Annotated in this window: 21 protein-coding genes; 11 read left to right on the top strand and 10 right to left on the bottom strand. The window is 63.7% G+C overall.

Translation table 11 applies throughout. The features are described 5' to 3' along the window. Positions 1 to 6 precede the first annotated feature (6 nt). The 8 genes from C481_RS07920 to hisC form a co-directional block, all read right to left on the bottom strand. The gene (locus C481_RS07920) at positions 7 to 423 is read right to left on the bottom strand and encodes a DUF3054 domain-containing protein (RefSeq protein ID WP_006108647.1); all 417 of its coding nucleotides are present in this window, start codon (positions 421 to 423) and stop codon (positions 7 to 9) included. Positions 424 to 527: 104 nt separating this feature from the next. After that, entirely contained in the window at positions 528 to 1,127 is a 600-nt protein-coding gene (locus C481_RS07915; protein ID WP_006108646.1) for a toll/interleukin-1 receptor domain-containing protein, read from the bottom strand. A gap of 91 nt (positions 1,128 to 1,218) precedes the next feature. Next, a complete protein-coding gene (locus C481_RS07910; RefSeq protein WP_006108645.1) occupies positions 1,219 to 1,629 on the bottom strand; it encodes a hypothetical protein in 411 nt (136 codons plus the stop codon). Positions 1,630 to 1,692: 63 nt separating this feature from the next. After that, the gene (gene tpiA / locus C481_RS07905; protein ID WP_006108644.1) at positions 1,693 to 2,337 is read right to left on the bottom strand and encodes a triose-phosphate isomerase; all 645 of its coding nucleotides are present in this window, start codon (positions 2,335 to 2,337) and stop codon (positions 1,693 to 1,695) included. 144 nt (positions 2,338 to 2,481) lie between these two features. Beyond that, on the bottom strand, positions 2,482 to 3,027 hold the full coding sequence (locus C481_RS21130; RefSeq protein ID WP_083860900.1) for a multiprotein bridging factor aMBF1: 546 nt from the start codon (positions 3,025 to 3,027) through the stop codon (positions 2,482 to 2,484). 143 nt (positions 3,028 to 3,170) lie between these two features. Next, positions 3,171 to 3,782: a CDP-alcohol phosphatidyltransferase family protein gene (locus C481_RS07890; protein WP_006108641.1), complete on the bottom strand. Its 612-nt coding sequence runs from the start codon at positions 3,780 to 3,782 to the stop codon at positions 3,171 to 3,173. Then, positions 3,779 to 4,312, bottom strand: coding sequence for an adenylate kinase family protein (locus C481_RS07885; protein ID WP_006108640.1), 534 nt, complete (start codon positions 4,310 to 4,312; stop codon positions 3,779 to 3,781). The genes C481_RS07890 and C481_RS07885 overlap by 4 nt, the downstream gene beginning before the upstream one ends. Next, entirely contained in the window at positions 4,309 to 5,466 is a 1,158-nt protein-coding gene (gene hisC / locus C481_RS07880; RefSeq protein WP_006108639.1) for a histidinol-phosphate transaminase, read from the bottom strand. The genes C481_RS07885 and hisC overlap by 4 nt, the downstream gene beginning before the upstream one ends. 176 nt (positions 5,467 to 5,642) lie before the next feature. On the opposite strand from hisC, the gene C481_RS07875 reads away from it, so the two are divergent. The 3 genes from C481_RS07875 (at position 5,643) to C481_RS07865 (ending at position 9,208) form a co-directional block, all read left to right on the top strand. Beyond that, positions 5,643 to 6,956 (top strand): BGTF surface domain-containing protein, encoded by a 1,314-nt coding sequence (locus C481_RS07875; protein WP_049904509.1) that lies wholly within the window; start codon positions 5,643 to 5,645, stop codon positions 6,954 to 6,956. A gap of 358 nt (positions 6,957 to 7,314) precedes the next feature. Then, entirely contained in the window at positions 7,315 to 8,478 is a 1,164-nt protein-coding gene (locus C481_RS07870) for a S8 family serine peptidase (protein WP_241434665.1), read from the top strand. Between the two features lie 115 nt (positions 8,479 to 8,593). Continuing rightward, positions 8,594 to 9,208, top strand: coding sequence for an ArsR/SmtB family transcription factor (locus tag C481_RS07865; protein WP_049904507.1), 615 nt, complete (start codon positions 8,594 to 8,596; stop codon positions 9,206 to 9,208). A 117-nt stretch (positions 9,209 to 9,325) separates the two neighbouring features. Here the strand turns inward: C481_RS07865 and ligA are convergent, their stop codons facing one another. Beyond that, a complete protein-coding gene (gene ligA, locus C481_RS07860; RefSeq protein ID WP_006108635.1) occupies positions 9,326 to 11,035 on the bottom strand; it encodes an ATP-dependent DNA ligase LigA in 1,710 nt (569 codons plus the stop codon). A gap of 191 nt (positions 11,036 to 11,226) precedes the next feature. Between ligA and C481_RS07855 the strand changes: the two genes are divergently transcribed. The 6 genes from C481_RS07855 to C481_RS22940 all read left to right on the top strand — a co-directional run bounded on the left by C481_RS07855 (position 11,227) and on the right by C481_RS22940 (position 16,289). Beyond that, positions 11,227 to 12,858, top strand: a complete 1,632-nt coding sequence (locus C481_RS07855; protein ID WP_006108634.1) for an importin beta family protein — start codon at positions 11,227 to 11,229, stop codon at positions 12,856 to 12,858. Positions 12,859 to 12,954: 96 nt separating this feature from the next. Further along, entirely contained in the window at positions 12,955 to 13,758 is an 804-nt protein-coding gene (locus C481_RS07850; RefSeq protein WP_006108633.1) for an aldo/keto reductase, read from the top strand. 94 nt (positions 13,759 to 13,852) lie between these two features. Then, complete coding sequence (gene cofD, locus C481_RS07845; RefSeq protein WP_006108632.1) at positions 13,853 to 14,845, top strand: 2-phospho-L-lactate transferase; 993 nt, start codon at positions 13,853 to 13,855, stop codon at positions 14,843 to 14,845. Next, positions 14,846 to 15,604 carry a tRNA-dihydrouridine synthase gene (locus C481_RS07840; protein ID WP_006108631.1) on the top strand — a complete coding sequence of 253 codons (759 nt, stop codon included), beginning with the start codon at positions 14,846 to 14,848 and terminating at the stop codon, positions 15,602 to 15,604. It begins immediately after the preceding gene. Between the two features lie 79 nt (positions 15,605 to 15,683). After that, a complete protein-coding gene (locus C481_RS07835) occupies positions 15,684 to 16,007 on the top strand; it encodes a hypothetical protein (protein WP_006108630.1) in 324 nt (107 codons plus the stop codon). Between the two features lie 153 nt (positions 16,008 to 16,160). Further along, positions 16,161 to 16,289, top strand: coding sequence for a hypothetical protein (locus C481_RS22940; RefSeq protein ID WP_006108629.1), 129 nt, complete (start codon positions 16,161 to 16,163; stop codon positions 16,287 to 16,289). Positions 16,290 to 16,382: 93 nt separating this feature from the next. Here C481_RS22940 and C481_RS07830 read toward each other — a convergent pair whose 3' ends face one another. Continuing rightward, positions 16,383 to 18,302 (bottom strand): DHH family phosphoesterase, encoded by a 1,920-nt coding sequence (locus C481_RS07830; protein ID WP_006108628.1) that lies wholly within the window; start codon positions 18,300 to 18,302, stop codon positions 16,383 to 16,385. 246 nt (positions 18,303 to 18,548) lie between these two features. Between C481_RS07830 and C481_RS07825 the strand changes: the two genes are divergently transcribed. Both C481_RS07825 and C481_RS07820 read left to right on the top strand, forming a co-directional pair. After that, positions 18,549 to 19,043 (top strand): Mov34/MPN/PAD-1 family protein, encoded by a 495-nt coding sequence (locus C481_RS07825; protein ID WP_006108627.1) that lies wholly within the window; start codon positions 18,549 to 18,551, stop codon positions 19,041 to 19,043. Positions 19,044 to 19,318: 275 nt separating this feature from the next. After that, positions 19,319 to 19,735, top strand: coding sequence for an adenylyltransferase/cytidyltransferase family protein (locus C481_RS07820; RefSeq protein WP_049904529.1), 417 nt, complete (start codon positions 19,319 to 19,321; stop codon positions 19,733 to 19,735). Positions 19,736 to 19,831 lie beyond the last annotated feature (96 nt).

The following is a 19,831-nucleotide window of genomic DNA, read 5'->3' as shown; positions in this document are numbered from 1 at the left end:
GAAAGATCAGTATCGGCGCATGGCGACGTAGCCGAACCGCCAACTGACCAGTGCGAGTAGCCCGAAGCCGGTGATCACGAAGCTGAACGTCCAGTGGAACCCACCCTCGAAATAGGGCGAGGCGCGAAGCGCAAGCCCGATGTTCGCCGCTGCGATCCACGTCAGCGCCGTGATTCGAATTGTCTCGACGAGCGATCGAGTCGCGACTCTGGTGTAGAGACCTGCCAGCAACGCCATCGCGAACCACCCGATCAAAAACGGCGCGACGCGTTCGAGCGTTGCGAGTGGGCCGCCGAGTGACCCGTGGTGAGACTGCCCGAACATGATCAGTCCCGTAAGAAGGACGACATCGACAATTCCAATCGCGATCGTCTCGCGGTCGACGGTCACTCCCCGATCAGCAACCCGGACTGCGGTGTCCATACGTACTCATCGGACCCGAACCACTATTGGTGTCCCGATTCTCCCGCCGTTTCACTCGCTTCGAGTAGCGGACTCGCCGAACATCGCAAATCCTTCGGGTTTACTCACTCCCGACGAAGGTACCCGATCGTTCCCGGATCGAAATAATACTGCGACCCGCAGTTCGCACAGGCCGTCGAGAGCGTTTGGCCGTGTTGGTGGAGTTTCCAGAGTTTCGTCTGGTTGCGCTCGATTTCGAGTGTCACCGGGTGGTCGCAGTTCGAAACCGTACACGGGAACCGCACGTACCAGTTCGGTACCGAGAGCGCGCCGAGCGGCGCGAGTTCACTTCGGAGCCGACAGAGCAGGTTGAAGATGGTCACCGACGGGTTCTCGCGGTCGATCGCGACGCCTTCGACGTCGGTGATGAAGCCGCCGCGATTCTCCTCGCTGTCGTACAGCGGGAGGACGGGAATGCCCTTTGCGAGCGCGTAGCCGGTCTCCTGATTGATCCACTGGCTGGTCGCCGCCCGCTCGGTTAACACGGCAACGACCACGTCGCTGTTGGCGAGTCGCCCCTCGAGACGCGCCCGCGAGCGGCCGGATTCGATCTCTTCTAAGGCGATGTGGACGCCGAACGGGAAGTTCTTGACCGTCGAGAACAGGTCTTGGACGAGTTCGAGATCACCGGGGGCGTGCGAGACGAATACCTGTTCTCCGGACATACAGCGGTCGTCGGTACCTTGGTGTGTGAATCATTATTAACGTATCTACTCAGACTGACTCTCACTCGTTCCTGATAGTCAGTATCTCGGATCAATCGAAGCCCTCCTGGGTAACCGTCTCGAGAACGCGCTGGGAGAACTCGACCTGCGAGAGGTCCGCCGAGAGGCGGTCGAACCACTCGCGCTCGACGTGCCAGGTGCCACGGCGGTCGTCCTCGGGTGTCAGCGAGGTCGCCTCAAGTCGACCGGGTTGCCACTCGCGTTCGTCGGCGATCGCGAGCAATGTTCTGAGGACGGCTCCGACTTCGTCGCTCGTGATCCCGGGGGTCTCCGAGACGGTCTCGTATTCGAGTTCGATTCGCGCGCCATCGTCGATAGCTGCACCCGCCGTTTCGGCCGTCGTGTTTCCGTCGCTTCCCGCCGTTTCGAACGCGGTGACGTAGATGCCGTGGCTCATGAGCCGGTTCTCGAGTGCGACACCGACGGGTCGCTGGTCGGTCATAGGTGGGACATCGGCGCGGCGAGAGAAAAGTCGTCGGGCTGGTCGTCTTCGTGTCGGGTCGCGTTAGAGCGGATCGACGAGCGCTTCGAGCGCCGCCGTCGGATCGTCTGCCTTCGCGACGCCGCTTGCGAGCAGGACGCCCTCGGCACCGAGTTCACCCGCGGCGACCACGTCGTCGCCGGTGCTGATGCCGGCACCGCAGAGTACGGATACCTCGGAATCGACGCCGGCCGCGGCGTCGACGGCGTCTTCGACGACGTCGGGATCGGCCTGACTGACCGGCGTGCCGGTGCCGATGAGTTCGGGGGGTTCGACGGCGACGGCGTCGGAGCCGAGCGCCGCCGCAGCGCCGATCTGGGCCGGGTTGTTCGCGCAGACGACGGTTTCCAGGTCGGCTCGCTGTGCCGCCTGAACGGAGCCGTCGATATCTGCGAGCTTCAGGCGCTGCTCGGAGTGGTTAATCAGCGTCCCGACCGCGCCCGCCTCGGCGACGGATTCGGCGAGCGCGTGTCCCGTGTTGCTCCCGTAGTCGATCGGATCGACGTGCTGGGCCCACGTCTCCACACCGGTCTCGGCGACGCGTTCGAGGTGGGCCGCTTGAGGTGCAACGGCCAGGCGAGCGTCAGTTGTCTCGTTTACGTCGCGGACGGCCTCCGCAACGGCGACCGGATCACACGGATACGTCTTCAGGTTGACGAGGACGAACATAGCAGAGAGGCCCGTCCCGCGAAAGAAATAGCTTGCGAGTCGGTCGTCGACTCGCGGCAATATCCGCGGTCGACGGCGGGCTGTAACCGACTCAGTCTCTCACCGGTCCCGCTCTGGTTGCGGTCCGTGATCCGCTATCCCCCCTCAATCCTTGCGCTTGACGACATCACCGAGCGTGTAACTGCCCGAGGAAGAGCCACCGGACCACTCGGAGTCCTCGCTCGACCCACCCTCCGCGCTCAGATTGATTTCGAGGAAGCGCTCGAGTTTCGACTGGACGCGATCGCTCGGCAGCGTATCACCCCGCTCGATCTTGCGGATGAGACTCGACTTCTCGTTGAGTTCGTTCGCCAGATCCGACTGGCTGAGACCCTGCTCCTCGCGGGCCGAGCGGACGAGTTCGTCGTAATCCGTCGCGAGTTCGTCCATGTCGTCGAACATGTCCGACCGGCGCTGTGAACTCGAGGACGAGGACGACGAACTCGTCCCGCCCGAGGCCGACCCGCCGGACTGGCCGCCTGAACTCGAGGACGACCCGGTCGAGTACTTGGTGGACGTGTTCGAACTCGAGGTCTGTTTGACCTCGGTTCCGAAGTCGGTACAGTCCGCGCACACGTCTAGCTTCGCGCCCTCGACCTTGATGGTCTTCGGAGACGACGTCTCGGCGCCACACATCTCGCACTGAACCATGAGTGGACCTATATCCCGGCGAGTCATAAACCATGCGGCGCGGCCCTGTCGCAGAGAAGAACGCTCTCGCTGGACCCTCGCTGGAACCGAACTCCCCGTCACGAAACGCCCTATCCCCGAAGTCCGGGCGCCTGAAAACGACCTCAATCCAGCGCAGACCAGGAGTAAAAGAACCGCTGGAGAGCGGTCAGATGGCCGACGACGGCGAGGAAGACCAGCAGCCAGCCGACCATCGTCAACCCGCCGAGGTCACCCGAAACGGGAAAAGCAAGGACGCCGGCGACGCCGATGATCGCGAGGCGGTCGGCGCGGCCGACAAGACCGCCGTAGACGCGGTCGAGGCCGACGGCCTGGGCCTGGGTCCCGAGGTAGGAGGTCATGACGACGCCGGTAACGGCGAGGAAGCCGAGCAGGTAGTTGCCGATGCCGGCCGCGAGACCGCCGATGATGACGATGTCGGCGTAGCGGTCGAGGACGTGATCAAGCAGATCGCCGCCCGCGGAGGCGACCTCTTGTTCGCGGGCGAGTGCGCCGTCGACGATGTCGAGCCAGCCGTTGATGAAGACGAGAACCGCGGCGACGAGATACCAGACCGGGTCCGCCCGCCCGCCGAGGAAGAACGCGCCAGCGGCCAGGACAGCCATGCCGAACGCGAGGACGCTCACCCCGTTGGGCGTCATACCGACGCGGTCGAAGCCGGTGACGAACGGGTCCAGAAATCGCGAGACGTACGGTCTGAATCTATCGAGTGTCATGTCAGATACCCCATGAAGTCAACGTCTCCGGCGCTCGGCTCCCGGTCGCCGGTTACGACAGCTACGAGTTCGTCCGCGACCGCCGCTGGCTCGCGGTCGGTCGTGTCGATTTCGTAGACCGACTCGAGACCGTGTTCGTCGACGGCTTCCGAGAGGATCACGTCCAGTGCTTCGCTCTCTGCGTTCTCGCGAGCCTTGGCGTCGGTTTCCCCGCGCTCGCGCAGGCGCGTCTCGAGTTCAGTAGGCGCACACCGGAGGACGGCGACGCGGTCGGCGTCGAAGTGGTGTGCGAGGTGGGATTCGACGATACGATCCCCGTCGCGCGCTGCGAGCCACTCCGCTAGCGCGTCGAGGTCCGCGACCTTGCTCTCTCGATTGGCGTCGACCTCGGTGTAGAGACCCTCGTCCTCGAGCACCCGATTGAGGTGGACGAGTTCGAACTCTTCTGCGGACTCGCCGAGTCGGGATTTGAGCAGTCGGGTCGCTGTCGTTTTCCCCGTTCCGGGCGTGCCGGTGATCGCGATTTTCACGTGTCGGCCACCTCCGGTTCTGATTCCGATTCCGGTTCCGATCCCGGTTCGTGGTCGAGGTCGAGTGTCGCGAGCACGTCGGAAAGCGTCTCGATCGCGCGCTCGGTTTCGGCCTCGGTACCGCAGGTGATGCGGATGCACTCCGGAAGACCGAAACTCGTGCAATCGCGGACGATGACGCCGCGCTCTTGCATCGCGTCGGCGACTGCGGTCGCGTCACCCACGTCGACGAGGACGAAGTTCCCCGCGCTCTCCCAGACGTGTGCGTCGATTGCCTCGCGCATGGTTGCGCGGGACTTGCGGACCGTCTCGACGGTTCGCTCGACGTGGTCGCCGTCTTCGAGGGCGGCGAGGCCAGCCCGGCAGGCGAGTTCGCTCGCGGCGAAGGGCGTGTTCACGCGGGCGTAGGCATCGGCCCATTCCCCGGGAACGACGGCGTAGCCGAGACGAAGCCCGGCGAGGCCGTAGACCTTCGAGAACGTCCGTAAGACGGCGACATCGTCGCGAGCGTCGAAGCCGTTCCGCCCCTCGACGAGCGAGACGGCGCTGTCGGTCTCGGCGAACTCGCCGTAGGCCTCGTCGACGACGATGAGCGTCTCCGCGTCGGTTTCGTCCGCGAGACGCTCGATCTCCGCGAGTTCGATCGTCGACCCCGACGGGTTGTGCGGGCTGGTGAGGTAGACGATTCGCTCGCCGTCGTACGCGGTGAGGACGGTGTCTGCGGTCTGGGTGAACTCGTCCTCGCGGTCGAGCGCGTACTCGCGGACGTCGCCGTGGTGGAATCGCGCGCTCATCCCGTAGTAGGCGAAGCCGGGCGTCGGGACGAGCACGTCGTCGCCGGGCTCGAGCATGGCCCGCGAGAGGTAATCGAGCGCGCCGTCGCCGCCGTTTGCCAGCCAGACCTGGGCGGGAGAGACCCTCCAGCGGTCGGCGACGGCGTCGGTAAGGTCGGTGTGGGCGGACTTCGGGTACGAATTGACGTTCGAGGCGGCCTCGCGGATGGCGTCGGCGGCCGCCGGCGAGGGCCCGAGCGGGTTCTCGTTCGAGGCGAGTTTGACGAACTCAGCGGGATCGCGCCCGAGTTCACGGGCGACCTCCTCGATGCCCCGACCCGCCTCGTATGCGACGTGATCGGACAGGTCGCGCGGTTGCATACGCGAATCCTGTTCGTCGTGGCTCTTAAGGGTGCTCACCTGTCCTCGGTGGGAGCGCTGATCGGATTCGGCTTCGGACCGCTCGTCGGCGGAACTCGGAGTCGAGGCTCTGATACGTTAACGAGAAATTTTAGTTATCATGAATTTAACTACCAATTGGCCCCTCTGTGCTGGTGATGCCCGATAATCACCTCCAAGACGTATCGAATGCCTTCCAAGTGAATCACCTTCGGGTCGCAGTACTCGTTATCACGCTCAGCGCTGCCATACTCGCGGCCCCCGTTGCAGCCGACAACGTATCGGACGACTCCGACCGAGGCGGTCAGTTCGGCTTTACAGAGCTCCCGTACGACGTCGAACCCCCTGAAACGGCGGAGATGGATGTTGTGAACACCGGCGGTGAATCCTTCGATTTCGAGATCGAATCACGCGACGGTCACTTCCACCTCGAGGCGGATGTCGAGGGTAATGACAACGTCACGATCCTGCTAGACACCGCAAATGTCAGTGCCGACGATCCGGACGCGTACCTTTCGGCGGCCGATGCCGACGTTCGAAATATCACCGTGCATACGAACGAAGTCGATGACGAGCTCCCTGGCGGCTCCTACTATATTACGGCCATGAGCGATGACAGCGGTAACTCCGGTTCGCTCGTAGTCGAACCGAGCGTCCAGTTCGACTTCGATCGAGAACTGGAGTGGGCTGACCTGAAGAACGAGCCGACTCATACGATTTCGGGAACGACGAGCATCAAGCCTGGTAACTCGCTACAGATTCGCCTCGAGACGTCCGATGACGAATCGTTCCTGCTCGAAGACGAGGTCATCGTCGACGAGGACGGACGGTTCGAGACGACGTTCGACCTGACGAACCTCCCGAAGACCCATCTGCTCGACGTCACGGCCGAACGTGATGGGCTAACGAAAGGGACCGCGGTCATTTCGATAGCGGATATCGACGCCGATGATACTGGCAACCAGGACGGTAACAACGCTGCCGAAAGTAACGGCATCGTCATCGTCCACGGGGGAGACGAACTCGAGCTTGAAGCGGCTCCCGACCAGCAGATAACTGGTGAAGCAGATCTCGATGCCGGTCAGGTCGTCGAAGTGGAACTGCACTCCGAAGGGACGTTCTTCCTTCAAGAGGAGACTGAAATCGACGAGCACGGCGTATTCGAGTTGGATCTCGATCTCGATTACGTCGAACCTGGTACCGATTTCGTCGTTGACGCGCAGTCAGCCACCGACCCCGAGATGAACGTATCAGTCCCCGGAACGGTCACTGAACCGGCTGTATCGGACGATACTACGGTCACCGAGCACGAAGAAGGGAAAATTTCCGATAGCGCTGACGAGGACGATTCGCTGTTCGCCGGTTCGTCCACCTTCGGAATCGGACTTCTCGCAGTCGGAACGGTGCTCTCTGTCGTCGGTGTCAGCGTTATCCTCGGAGTCGGTCGTTCGGGTTCGCTTCGAAACTCCTGATTCGGGACAATAGCGTCCCGATTTGCTCCGGAAGCACGATATTGAATAGCCCCCAAGAAAAACTCCGATCAACGAACGTCGTAAGCGGCGACGAATGACCGTGAGTAGAGCTTCACACGGTAACCAAGTGCGTCGCAACCTCACCCAAACTCTCTAAGCGAAAGGGATCGACCAAATCACGCACCCATTTGCCTGCTCGTTTCCCTTCGCTTGCTCGACACCCTGAGAAATGCTATCGATGGATCGAACTGACGCGCTAGTCGTACTGTGTGTTCTCCTTCTCGTGTCCGCGTTCTCCGGCGGTATCGGTTATCTCGCCCTCACAATTGGCGAAAGCCCCGGATCGGACGACCCCTCTGTGGTAGAAACTGATGCTGACGAGACGATCAACACGATCCACGAAGCTGGCATTACCGGCGAAAACGTGTCAATCGGCGTCCTTGACGTCACCAGCTTCGACATCGAGTACCCGCTCCTTCAAAATCGAATCGTCGCTGCGAACGAGTTCGGCAGCGGTGCATCCGCCGTCGATGGCGGCGACAGCCATGGCACGTCGGTGGCAGCTACGATCGCTCGCACCGCTCCGGACGCGGAACTGTACCTAGCCACATTTGAGACGCCCGATGATTACGAGGCGGGACTTGAGTGGCTGATCACGCGTGACGTGGACGTGGTCGTCGCGCCAGTCGCAGACGCGGGGACGCTCGGCGGTGGCAGCTCCCAACTTGCACAATCGACGACGAAGGCGACTGAACGCGGCGTCGTGGTCGTTGCACCGGCGGGAAATCTTGGAACTGGTCATTGGTCGGGAAACTATTCACCTGATGGAACTGGCACTCACACCTTCGAGAGTGGTTCGCTCAACAAAGTGACGGGTGCCCCCGGTCGCGCGGAGTTTCACCTCTCTTGGGAGGACCCAGACGAGGAGTATCTCCTTGAACTCCACCGGATCAACGACGGTGGAAGTATCTCACGAGTCGCACAGTCGCTTCCGCGCGAACACGGAAATACCCCCAGCGAGCGACTGACCGCCCGGCTCGATGCTGACAACTACGCTCTCGCTGTGAGTGGGCCGAAAAGAGAGACCGGAACGCGGCTCCGGATCGCGTCGGCAACGCACTCTCTGACGGACAATCGACCGAGTGGAAGCATCGCCGCGCCTGCTGATGCCCCCGGAGTGATCTCCGTAGGGGCCATCGACTCGACATCTGACGAGGTTGAGCCGTATAGCTCTCGTGGTCCCACTACCGACGGGCGACTCGGCGTTTACGTAGTCGCTTCAGGAAGCCAGCCGACTAGGATTTCTCCGTCTTTTGAGGGAACGTCCGCTGCGGCCGCGTACGTTGGCGGCATCGCCGCGCTTGTCGTCGACGCGTCTCCGACTCTCGAACCGAATGAGGTTCGCTGGACGATTACCTCGACGGCTGAACCGGTCGACGGCATTGATGTCGAGACCGGACACGGGCGGGTCGATCCCCGTGAAGCCGTGTTGGCCGCGGATTCCTCCTTCGAGAGCGAGTAGGGTATTTCTCACGGATCACGAGGCAGGTCGCGTCTAAGCCGACTTCGGACCATCACTCAAATCGTCGTTTAACGTATGGAAAGGTATGTCTCGAACGGGGACCGACTCGGGTGTAATGTCGACGCTCACTGATGTTCTTCCGTCTAACTCACCAACCGCAGACGCTTCCCTCCGGATTATCGACGTGGACGATGAGGAAGCCGACGAACTCTTCGACGTGCTCTCGAGCGAGACGCGCCGAAACGTGTACCGAACGCTGTTCGACGAGCCGGCGACAGCATCGGAGTTAGCAACGAGGGTCGATACCTCCGTACAAAACGTCTCTCACCACGTTTCGGTGCTTGAAGAGTCAACACTCATCGAACCTGTCGGACGTCGGTACTCGGAGAAGGGAAACGAGATGATCGTGTACGGTCCCACGAGCGATCCGCTCGTGTTCGTCGGGCAAGAAGAAATCCGACCCCGACTTGAACGATCGCTCTCCGAGGTCGTCGCCGGTATCGCTATTCTCGGTGTCGGTGCGCTGTTTGTCCAGTGGGGAGTCTACGGGCTGTTCTCGCCTACCGGACCTGGATCGACAGGAATCGATCCGGCGAGTCACACGTCTGCCACCGACGGAACACAGGGCCTGCTTGCATGGCTCGTCTTCGAGGCTGGCGAACCGGGCGTGGTCTTCTTTTTTGCTTCCTTGCTCGTCGCCGGACTCGCTTCGCTGGCACTTCAGCGGTAGTGATGAATCCGTCAACAGGCAATTCAGCAGAATCGGTATTCGTCGGATAGACCGAGCGTAGTTTACTTGAACTCAATGAGAACGTCGTTTGCTCCGGCATCAGGCCCACAAGGGGTGTCACTTGCCTTGGAGTGTTTCTACGCGCTCGAGCGTGTCTGCTTCCTCGGGACCCTTGTCGTACCGAACGCCCACAAATCGCGGGAAGCGAAGCGCATAGCCCGACGAGTACGTCGGCGACGCCTGGATCTCCTCGTAGCCGACCTCGAAGACGACCGCGGGTTCGAGTTCAACGTCCTGCCCCTCCTCGGCGGCGATGTGGGGGTCGAGTAGTTCGGTCAGCTCTTCCAGTTTTTCGTCCGTGATTCCGGTTGCGACCTTCCCGACCGTCTCGAGGTCGTCGCCGTTGCGCACGGAGAGTTCGAACGTGCCGAGGTAGGTCGCTCGGCGGCCCTCGCCCCACTCCGCGCCGGTGACGACGCAGTCGAGGGTTTCCACGTCGGGCTTGCGTTTCCGCCAGTTCTTTCCGCGCCGGCCCGGCGAGTACGCCGACTCGGGGTTCTTGAGCATGATGCCCTCGTGGCCCGCCTCGAGCGCGTCGGCGTCGACGGCCTCGATCTCGTCTGGGTCGTCGGTGAGCCACAGCAGCGAGAGGCCGTCGACTTCGGCGGGGTCCTGATTCTGATCCGGCCTCGCGGCGAGCACCGACTCGAGGCGCTCGTGCCTGCTCGTCAGCGGCACTTCGAGCAGGTCCTCGCCCCCAGCGTGGAGGCAATCGAAGAAGACCGGGCGGACCGGCACGTCCTCGCGAGCCTTCGCCACGTCGTGCTTGCGCCGGAAGCGCTTGAGCACCTCCTGAAACGGCAGCGGACTCCCGCCCTCATCGATCGCGACGACTTCGCCGTCCAGAATGACCGGCTCGTCGAGCGCTTCCGCGGCGAACTCGACGACCTCCGGCAGCGCATCGGTCACCTCCTCCATGTTCCGCGAGAAGACGCGCGTCTCGCCGCCCGGATCGTAGTGTAACTGGATTCGGGCACCGTCGTACTTCCATTCGACGCCGGCCTCGTCCCACTCCGCTATCGCGTCGGTAACGGTCCCCGCCTGGGCGAGCATCGCCTGAACCGGCCGGCCGAGTTCGAGTTCGATGTCGTCGAGCCCCGGGACGCCAGCGTCGCGGGCGACCCGCGCGACCTGTCCGTAGTCGTTCGAGACCTGCAGGGCACGTTCGACACGGTCCTCGGGGACGTCGAAGGCCTCGGCGATCGCATCCCGGACCGCCCCCTCGCCGACGCCGATGCGCATCTCCGAGAGCACGAGGCGAGCCAGATAGCGCGCTTCTGAACTCGAACAGCGGTTGAACAGCCCGAAGAGGAGGTCGACCTTTCGATCCTGGCTGCCCGCGCCCTCGGCGGCCGCGAGTTCGGCGAGCGTCTCGTCGACTTCGCGAACGGTGAGGTCGTCGCCGCCGCTGCTGCCGGTGCTATCGCCACCGCCGCCGGTGAACGCGCCCAGTCCCTGCTGGCCGCCGAAATCGTAACTCGCCGCCACGTCGCCGATTTCGCCGCGCTCCGCGAGGCGCTCCTCCACGTCGTCCGCGTCGACGTTCGTCCCCGCCGCGCGGGCGATGGCCTCGTAGCAGGTGTTCGGGCCGATGTCGAGCGTGGTCGAGTCCCAGGCGGGAAAGACCCGGCCCTGGACGAATCGAGCGACGACGGGGAGGTCGTCGCCGGCGTCTGCAAACAGATCGCGAACGTGGGCGACGATTTCGAGATCCGCGGACTCGGCGTCGATCGCGGCGACACGGTCGGCGAACGTGGCGAACTCCATCGGCGGTGTCTATCGCCGGGGTGCCTAAAACGGTTCTGAGACCGGTCGGCTGCCGGTGACAATCTCGCCTTGCTAGCGGATAGCGTTCGACTGTAGCCGCCGTGGTCTCGGCTCCCGAGCGGTCGCGACAGCCACCCAAGCGTGCAGGGTCGAGGACGACCTTTAAACCGGTCGCGCTCGCACAGGGAGGTATGCCAACAGCGGACCTCGCGGCGCGGGTCGCGGACGTGTTGTCGGTCGAAGCCGACGGCTTTCGCGAGCGAGCCGAAGCCGACGCCGAGGTGATCAAGGAGGAAGTCGAGGACGGCGTCTTCGACAACCCCCAGGCCATCGTCGGCCTCGAGTACGAGTTCTACGCGATCAAGGACGACGACTGCGCGCTGCGGCGGGTTCCTCGTCGCCTGCTCGAACTCATCGGCTTCGAGAAAGAACTCGGACTTCACAACGCCGAGATGACGACGAGTCCACAGCCGTTGAACGTCCACGGACTCGCCGCTCAGGAGTCCGAGGTCAAAGCGCGCTTGCAGACGGCGTTGAAGGTGACCAAGTCCGATCAGATGCGGCTGGTCAGCGACGGGCTCTGGACGATTCCGCCGGAAGGCGAGGACGCGACGACGTACCTTACCGACAGCGTCGAGCGAACCGTCGATAGTGCGGACGGCAACGCGCGGTCGATCCGTGCGGCGACGAACATGAGCGACTCCGCGCGCTACCACGCGATGGCCAACACGGACCGAGCCGACGCGGCCGGCATGCGTATCGACGCGCCGCACGTCTCGTTGCAGGCCGATACGGTCATGCCCGAGAGCCTCATCACGTCGATCCAGCCCCACTACCAGGTCCCCCACGCGCCCGACCTCCCCGCGTACTTCAACTACGCCGTCCGGACCGCCGGCCCGCTGCTCGCGCTCGGCGTGAACTCGCCCTTTTTCCCCGCGGATCTCTATGACGACGGGGCGACCGCCGCGGATATCCTCGAAGACGGCTGGATGGAACACCGCATCAGCGTCTTCGAGACCGTGTTGAACGATCCGAACACGGGCGAGGGGAAGGTACGATTCCCACACGATCTCGAGTCGGTCGACGAGGCGATCGACCGCGTCGCCAGCGACGACACGATGGTCCCCATGCCCGTCGAGGCCGGCGAGCGCTTCGACGACCAGTTCCCTCACTTCCGGCGCAAGCACGGCACATACTGGCGGTGGGTGCGCCCCGTCTTCGGCGGGCCGACGCGCTCGGCCGCGAACGCGCGCATCGAGTTCAGGCCGATTCCCGCCCAGCCGACGGTTCGAGATTCCGTCTCCTTCCTGGCCGCCTTCGCCGGCCTGCTCGAGAGCCTGGTCCAGCTCGAACATCCCGTCCACGAACTCGACTGGCAGACCGCCCGCGAGAACTTCTACGCCGCGATGCGCGACGGGCTCGACGCGGATCTGGTCTGGATCACGAACGACGGCAAGGAAACGACGGACACGCTGGCGCTCTACGACGACCTGCTCGCACACGCCGAGGACGGCCTGACAANGAACGACGGCAAGGAAACGACGGACACGCTGGCGCTCTACGACGACCTGCTCGCACACGCCGAGGACGGCCTGACAACCCGCGGACTGACCGACGAGCAGGCGGCGAAGTACCTTTACCCGCTGCGCCGGCGCGTCCGTCAGCAGGTGACGCCGGCCCGGTGGAAACGCGAGCAGGTTCGCGCGGCGGTGGCAGAGGGTGCGGATCTCGAGACGGCGATCGAAACGATGCAACGACGGTACGTCGACCGGCAGCGCGAGACGCTGCTCGAGGGCAGTTTCGCGGACTGGATCGTCGACTGACGTCCGTTCTCGTTCTCGTTTTCGCTCCCGGTCCCGTTTCCGTTCCCATTTGCCGGTTCCCCCACGCCCGAGTACGACCTCGGCGTACGGTCGAACGTGTCCTCACCCACACGACTTCCACAGCCGGGATTCGGCACGTCCGGCCACGACGGCGAGAGCTGTACCGACGCCGTCGTCACGGCACTCGAAACGGGCTACAGACACGTCGACACCGCCCAGATGTACGACAACGAACGGGCCGTCGGTCGCGCCCTCGAGCAAACCGATGTCGACCGCGACGAGATCTTCCTCGCGACGAAGGTCCACCCCTCGAACCTGGCCGGCGACGACGTTCTCGAGACGACCCGCGAGAGCCTCGACCGCCTCGGCGTCGATACCGTCGACCTGCTGTACGTTCACTGGCCGACCGGTGCCTACGACCCGGCGGACACCCTTCCCGCGTTCGACGAGGCCCGAACGCAGGGACTGACCCGCCACGTCGGCGTGAGCAACTTCACCCCGGATCTCCTCCGGGAGGCCGTCGACACCCTCGAGTCGCCGCTTCTCGCCCACCAGATCGAACTCCACCCGTGGCTCCAGCAAGACGACCTCGTCTCAATCGCCCGAGAGCGAGAGATACGGACCGTCGCATACTGCCCGATCGCCCGCGGCGAACTCGCCGAGAGCGAGACGCTCCAGGAGATCGCGGCCGCCCACGATTCCGATCCGATCCAGATCGCGCTCGCCTGGCACCTCCAGCGCGACGGCGTCGTCCCGATTCCCAAAGCGACCGGCGACCACATCCGCGAGAACTACGCGGCGCGCGAGATCGATCTCAGCGAGGACGAGTTCAGCGAGATCAGCGAACTCGATCGCGGCGAGCGGGTGGTCGATCCCGCCGACGCACCCTGGAACCAGTAGCCGGTCTTCGTCGCGCCGTCGGCCCGGTCAGTGAGCAGTGGTACCACGGCCGTGGCCACAAGTGATTAAGTACTCACAGGCGAGAGTCTGGGATATGGTTACCTTCCTCTCCGGGGGCACCGGAACGCCGAAATTGTTAGACGGTGCCGGCGTGGCGTTCTCACCGGAGGAGACGACGATCGTCGCCAACACGGGCGACGACATCGAACTCGGCGGACTATTCGTCTCGCCGGACGTCGATACGTTGCTCTTTCAGGGCGGTGGGATCCTCGACCGAGAGCGATGGTGGGGCATCGACGACGACACGCATCGAACCAATTCGGCGCTGATGGACATCGCTTCCGCCGCCGACCTTCCCGAGGGACCGCAATACCTTCCGACGGAAAAACAGACTACCGGCCGCGAACTCGCGAGCTGGCGGCGTTTCTCCGGAGTTGCCGAGTTCATGACGATCGGCGACCGGGACCGGGCCGTCCACATCACGCGAACGAGTCTCCTCGATCAGGGGCAGACGCTGAGCGAGGCGACCGCGCGACTCGCCGACGCGTTCGGACTCGACGTCGACCTCCTGCCGATGAGTAACGACCCCGTTGCGAGTCTCATTCACACGCCGGAGGGAATGATGCACTTTCAGGAGTACTGGGTCGGTCGTCGGGGCGAGCCGTCCGTCGACACCGTCGAGTTCCGCGGATCGTCCACGGCAGAGCCAGCGCCGGGCGTGCTCGAGGCGCTCGACGATACCGTCGTCATCGGCCCATCGAATCCGGTAACGAGTATCGGACCGATGCTCGCGCTGCCCGGGTTTGCTGACGCCCTCGCCCAGACGACCGTCGTCGTCGTCTCCCCGTTCCTCGGCGACGACGCCTTCTCCGGGCCGGCCGGCGAGTTGATGCAGGCGGTCAACGCAGAACCGAGTACGTCCGGACTCGCGACCGCCTATCCGTTCGCCGACGCGTACGTGATCGACACGGACGACGACGCCGAGTTCGACCGCCCGACGATCCAGACGGACATCCGAATCGACTCCCAAGCGGATGCCAGACGAGTTATCCGTGCGGTCGCCGAAGCGATCGACATCGTCAGTTGAATGTTCACCCCTCCGCTCGCACTCGCCAGCCTCAGCGGCGAATCGAACGCCGACTGGGCGCGCGCCGGTTCCGAATACGCCGGGGCCGCGTTCCTCGGCGGCATCGCCCTCGACGCAGACGCCAGAGCAGCGGCGCGAGAACTCGTCGCCCGCGACCGCACCGAGTTCATTCCGGACGATCCGCTCGCCTTTCTCGATCGCGAACTCGAGGCCCTGGCGGACGCGCCGATCCAGCCCGCGTTCAACGTCCGCAGTGCGACGCCGGACCCGATCGTCGAGGCGGCTCGCATCTGTGACGGCCACGACGCCTTCCTCGAGATCAACGCCCACTGCAGACAGGACGAACTCTGCGCCGTCGGCTGCGGCGAGACGTTACTGGCCGACCGCGAGCGACTCACCGGCTACGTCGAGGCGGCCGCAGCCACCGGTGCCACCGTCGGCGCGAAAGTCCGCGCGGAGGTTCCCGGCGTCGAACTGCCGGCACTCGCTCGTGAACTCGAACGCGCAGGGGCCTCGTTCGTCCACGTCGACGCGATGGACACCGAGTCGATCATCGGCGACATCACCGCCGCGACGGACCTGTTCGTCGTCGCCAACAACGGCGTCCGCGACGACGAAACCGTCCGCGAGTACGCCGAATACGGGGCCGACGCGGTGAGCGTCGGCCGGCCGAGCGACAACCCCGTCGTGCTCTCCCGCGTTCGCGATGCTGCAACGCGACGGCTCGGCGAGCGAGCGAACGCCGACTCGAGTTCATAATGTGCCCACCCGCCGACGTCCACGGGACGCGACAGCGAAACCACGAAAAGATTTTCCAACGGGCACACCTCCACCCGCTATGAGCCTCGACGACCTCTCCGCGGCAATGCAAGACTCCTACAGCGAGTTCGACGACGACCTCACCGTCTCGCTCGACCGCGAAACCAGAAACGAACTCGCGATGCTCGAAACGGCGCTCGAACCCGACGAAACGGACGAACTCGTTCGGCGCGCGATCCACATGCTCTTTCAGTCGAGCGTCGAGACCGGATCGCTCGATTTCCACCTCCGGTCGGGCTTCGACGTCACGTACGACGAGTACCTCTCTGGGATGACCTTCGACGAGATGACCGGTGCGGACCAGTATCCGACGATGGACGACGAGCGACGGTACCAGTTCTAGGGACTCGGCGCTTCCCGGCTTGCGAACTCGGTCCACCGGGGGGACCGTCCGACATTCCGCTCGATACCGAATGACGTATGTGTTTTAATGTCACTTGAGACTTCAGTCTCCATAATAGGTGCGCTTATTGGTGCTGATCACTCGACTCCAACCATGGCAATCACCCAACTCGATACCGACACGACGTACCGCTGTCCATCCTGCGCCGGTGAACTCGCGGTCAGCTACGACTCCTTCGAGTGCGTAGACTGCGGGTTCACGCCCCGTCACGGATCGGACTGAGAGGAAGAGAGAAATCCGCGTTTTACGGCCGCTATTCTGGAACGAGTTCGTGAACGACAAGCCGCAGGAAATCGGACCGCCAGGCGACCGGAGTTAGTCGTCGTCGATCGGCGCTGCGCTCGAGAGCGCCTCGTCGATCTCCGCCTCTTCCATCTTCTCGACCAGCGCGTCGATGACGTCCTCGCGTTTGCCTTTGACGAACTTGATCGAGCCGACGACGAGGTGGCCGCCGCCGGAGACCCCGCCGCCCGGTACTTCGTCTTCGAGTTCGGAGACCATCTGCGGGATGTCGAGGCGGACGCCGTCCGAGCGCAGGACGGCGAAGTCGGGACCGTAGCCGACCGTGATGACGGGATCGCCGGTCTCCTCGATCTTGCGGTCGTGAATTTCGCCCGTGGTCTTGCCCGGCGCGGGGTAGGTAAAGCGGTGGGCGTAGTTTTCGACGTCGATCCGGTAAAGGTGGGCACCGTTGTCCAGGTCCTCGTGTTCGAGGTGAGACATGGCGGCGTCGAGTTGCTCGTCGACTTCTTCGCGGGCGCGGTTGGCGAAGAACGAGATGAGTTCGCGGTGGCGTTCCTCGTCGTCGCTGTCGATCTGGAGCAGGTCCTGGATCAGTTGGTCGCCGGAGTTATAGCGCAACCAGAAGGCGGCGTAGTCGAGGGCTTCGCTGACGTCCTGCAGCCGATCCTCGTCGTAGCCTTCGTCGGCAGCGAGTTCGATGTAGTCGTCCATCGCGTCGGCCTTCGAGCGGTCCGAGAGACCGGCGACGGCGGGGACGTGGCGGAGTTCGTCCGTGATGTCCGGGTAGATCATCCGGGCGAGTTCGACACAGAGCATGCCCGTGGTGATCCGGTAGTCCTCGTCGTGGAGGTAGGGGTTAACGTGAGCGTCGAGGAGGTCGCCGACGGCGTCGGGATCGGGGTGGTGGTGATCGATCGCGACGATCGGAATGTCGTAGTGGGTCAGCGCCTCGTAGGCCGGCACGTCCTCGGCCGTCGAGCCGTTATCGAGCATCAGGAGAAGCGGGAGCTGCTGGCCGTGTTTTTCGCGGTCTTCGAGCGCGAAGTTCAAGTCCCGCGTGGCGTCTTCCATCTCGTAGAACGGGGCCTTCGCGGGCAGACGCTTGATGAGGTGCTGGGGCGCGTTTTCGTCCTTGTGAACGTCGGCGATGAACCGCTCGAGTGCGATCTGAACGGGGACGGCAGCACACATCCCGTCGCCGTCCGCGTGGTGGCGCACGCGGATCGGGCGGCCCTCGAGTACCGTCCGGCGAAGCAACGTCGCGACCTCCTCTAGGTTCGGTCGCAACTTTTCGAACGCGGGCCAGTCGATCAGCGAGTCGACATCGTGTGGCTTGGCGCGCTCTTCGAGTGCGGTATCGAGTCGTTCGCGGGCTTCCTCGGCGGTTTCTCCCTCGAGTTTCGAGAGCCCGTCGACTTCGATCTGGACCGATCCCTCGCGGTGTTCGGGCGTCCCCGTAACGCGGACCACGTCGCCGACCTCGACCCGCGGATACGCGCGAACGCCGGCCTCTTCGAATGCCGCACAGGGGACGACACCGAACTCGTCGGTGATGTGGAAGATCGTCGGGCCGCCGGTCTGTTTGACCTGGACGACCTCGCCCTCGACGTGGATCTGTTCGCCGATCGAACTCTCGAGACGGTTGGTTCCGGTCAGCGTGTAGTCGTGAGAGATATCCTCGACGGTATACCCGTCATCCTCGACATCGATGTCGGCGGGTTCGAAGGCAATATCGCCGTTATCCCGGACGGTTTCGAGTTCAACGACGAGTTCGTCGCCGACGGCGTAGGTGCCTTCGAGAACGGACTCGTGGACGAGTCCGGAGACGCTTTCGGAGAGATCGACGAAGACGCCGTAGTCGACAATGCCGTTGATTTCGGCGAGATAGGGCTGGTTTCGTTCGACATCGTCTGCGGTACAGTCAGCATCGAGATCGTAGACGACGGAATCCCCGTCGTCGTCGCCGGGGACCCCGGCGGCCTCACGTGTCATCTTGAATGTCGGGTTAGTGATGCCCGCGTATAACCCTTGTCAAGCAGCGACGACAGCCCCGGACGGCCCGCAGGGCCGCAGAAGACGGCGCTCATCGGGTTCTATCGGTTGTAGCGAGTAGTAACAATGGCGGCGAGTGACTGCCGGACGGTCTTCAGGGTGGGTGGTGTGGGAACGGACCGTACTGGAATCGGGAGGAGCCACTGCATCGGAACGTTTAGCAACCGCAAGACCGCAGGAGGTGATATGGGGCTGCTCGACGCGCTGTTTCGCTCGAACGAGATCCTCGGTATTGCCGAGGAAACCCTCGAGTTCGCCATGGAGTCTTCGGAGGCGTCCCATCCGAACGAGTATATGGGATTCCTGCGGGGAACCGAAGCGGAACGACTGGGGTTGGAGCGGGACGGGCTCGTCATCACGGACGTTCTCGTGGTGCCGGGGACCGAATCCAACAGCGTGAGCGCGACGGTCAAGACGAGCCAGATTCCGAACGACGTGAAGGCACTCGGAAGCGTTCACTCCCACCCGAACGGCGTTATCAGCCCGAGCAGTGCGGATCTACAGACCTTCGGTCGCGGCAGCGTCCACATCATTATCGGCGCGCCGTACCGCCAACACGACTGGAAGGCGTTCGACTCGCAGGGGAAGCGAACGACGCTGAACGTGATGGACGTCGACTTGCCCGAGACCGAGGATTTCTTCGATTTCACGCAGGCGGATATCGACGAGGAACTCCGGTGACGGCCGATGGCTGAAGGCGACGAGCACCGACGAAACGACGGCGGACGACCGCGACAGACCACGCACGACAAACGGCAGCGAGCCGAGCAAGCTACGGACGTATGACAGACTCAGCATCTCAGTCGGACGAGCGGCGAGCACATTCACGATCGGATACGGACGCAGACGCGAACAGGGGTACGGATACAGATACGGATACGGATGGGGGAACGAACACGAACGGAGACACCGACAGAAACAGCCGCTCGAACCCAGAGCCGAGTTCTCGAACGGTCATCGCTCAGGGGACCTTCGATATCCTCCATCCGGGTCACGTCCACTATCTCGAAGAGGCCGCCGCGATGGGCGAGGAACTGTACGTGATCGTCGCCCGCAAGGCAAACGTCGATCACAAAGAAGCGCCGATCTGCTCGGCGGCCCAGCGACGCGATGTCGTCGGCGCACTCGAATCCGTCGACGAGGCCCTCCTCGGACACGAGGAAGACATCTTCGTTCCGATCGAACGGATCGACCCGGACGTTATCGTCCTCGGCCACGACCAACACCACGACCCGGCGGCGATCCAGGCTGAACTCGACCGACGGAATATCGACTGTACGGTCGAGCGTGCGAGCGGGCGCGACCCCGCCCACGAGGATGAACTCCTTTCGACGCGGCTGATTATCGACCGAATTCTGGACCGTCGCGGATAAGCAGTCAGCAGTCAGGGTTAGTCACCCGTCCGATCGGTGCTCGTCCGAAGCGGGCGGCCGCGTTGGCAGTGCACGACGTACAACGCCCACTGGAGG

This window comes from Natrialba asiatica DSM 12278, assembly GCF_000337555.1.
Lineage (GTDB): Archaea > Halobacteriota > Halobacteria > Halobacteriales > Natrialbaceae > Natrialba > Natrialba asiatica.
Note: the sequence above shows the minus strand (reverse complement) of the source record. Positions and strands in the feature narration are given on the sequence as shown.

Coding starts and splice junctions, on each gene's coding strand:
- C481_RS07920 (WP_006108647.1), bottom strand. CDS start 423: ATGGACACCGCAGTCCGGGTTGCTGATCGGGGAGTGACCGTCGACCGC.
- C481_RS07915 (WP_006108646.1), bottom strand. CDS start 1,127: ATGTCCGGAGAACAGGTATTCGTCTCGCACGCCCCCGGTGATCTCGAA.
- C481_RS07910 (WP_006108645.1), bottom strand. CDS start 1,629: ATGACCGACCAGCGACCCGTCGGTGTCGCACTCGAGAACCGGCTCATG.
- tpiA (WP_006108644.1), bottom strand. CDS start 2,337: ATGTTCGTCCTCGTCAACCTGAAGACGTATCCGTGTGATCCGGTCGCC.
- C481_RS21130 (WP_083860900.1), bottom strand. CDS start 3,027: ATGGTTCAGTGCGAGATGTGTGGCGCCGAGACGTCGTCTCCGAAGACC.
- C481_RS07890 (WP_006108641.1), bottom strand. CDS start 3,782: ATGACACTCGATAGATTCAGACCGTACGTCTCGCGATTTCTGGACCCG.
- hisC (WP_006108639.1), bottom strand. CDS start 5,466: ATGCAACCGCGCGACCTGTCCGATCACGTCGCATACGAGGCGGGTCGG.
- C481_RS07875 (WP_049904509.1), top strand. CDS start 5,643: ATGCCCGATAATCACCTCCAAGACGTATCGAATGCCTTCCAAGTGAAT.
- C481_RS07865 (WP_049904507.1), top strand. CDS start 8,594: ATGTCGACGCTCACTGATGTTCTTCCGTCTAACTCACCAACCGCAGAC.
- ligA (WP_006108635.1), bottom strand. CDS start 11,035: ATGGAGTTCGCCACGTTCGCCGACCGTGTCGCCGCGATCGACGCCGAG.
- cofD (WP_006108632.1), top strand. CDS start 13,853: ATGGTTACCTTCCTCTCCGGGGGCACCGGAACGCCGAAATTGTTAGAC.
- C481_RS07840 (WP_006108631.1), top strand. CDS start 14,846: ATGTTCACCCCTCCGCTCGCACTCGCCAGCCTCAGCGGCGAATCGAAC.
- C481_RS07835 (WP_006108630.1), top strand. CDS start 15,684: ATGAGCCTCGACGACCTCTCCGCGGCAATGCAAGACTCCTACAGCGAG.
- C481_RS22940 (WP_006108629.1), top strand. CDS start 16,161: ATGGCAATCACCCAACTCGATACCGACACGACGTACCGCTGTCCATCC.
- C481_RS07830 (WP_006108628.1), bottom strand. CDS start 18,302: ATGACACGTGAGGCCGCCGGGGTCCCCGGCGACGACGACGGGGATTCC.
- C481_RS07825 (WP_006108627.1), top strand. CDS start 18,549: ATGGGGCTGCTCGACGCGCTGTTTCGCTCGAACGAGATCCTCGGTATT.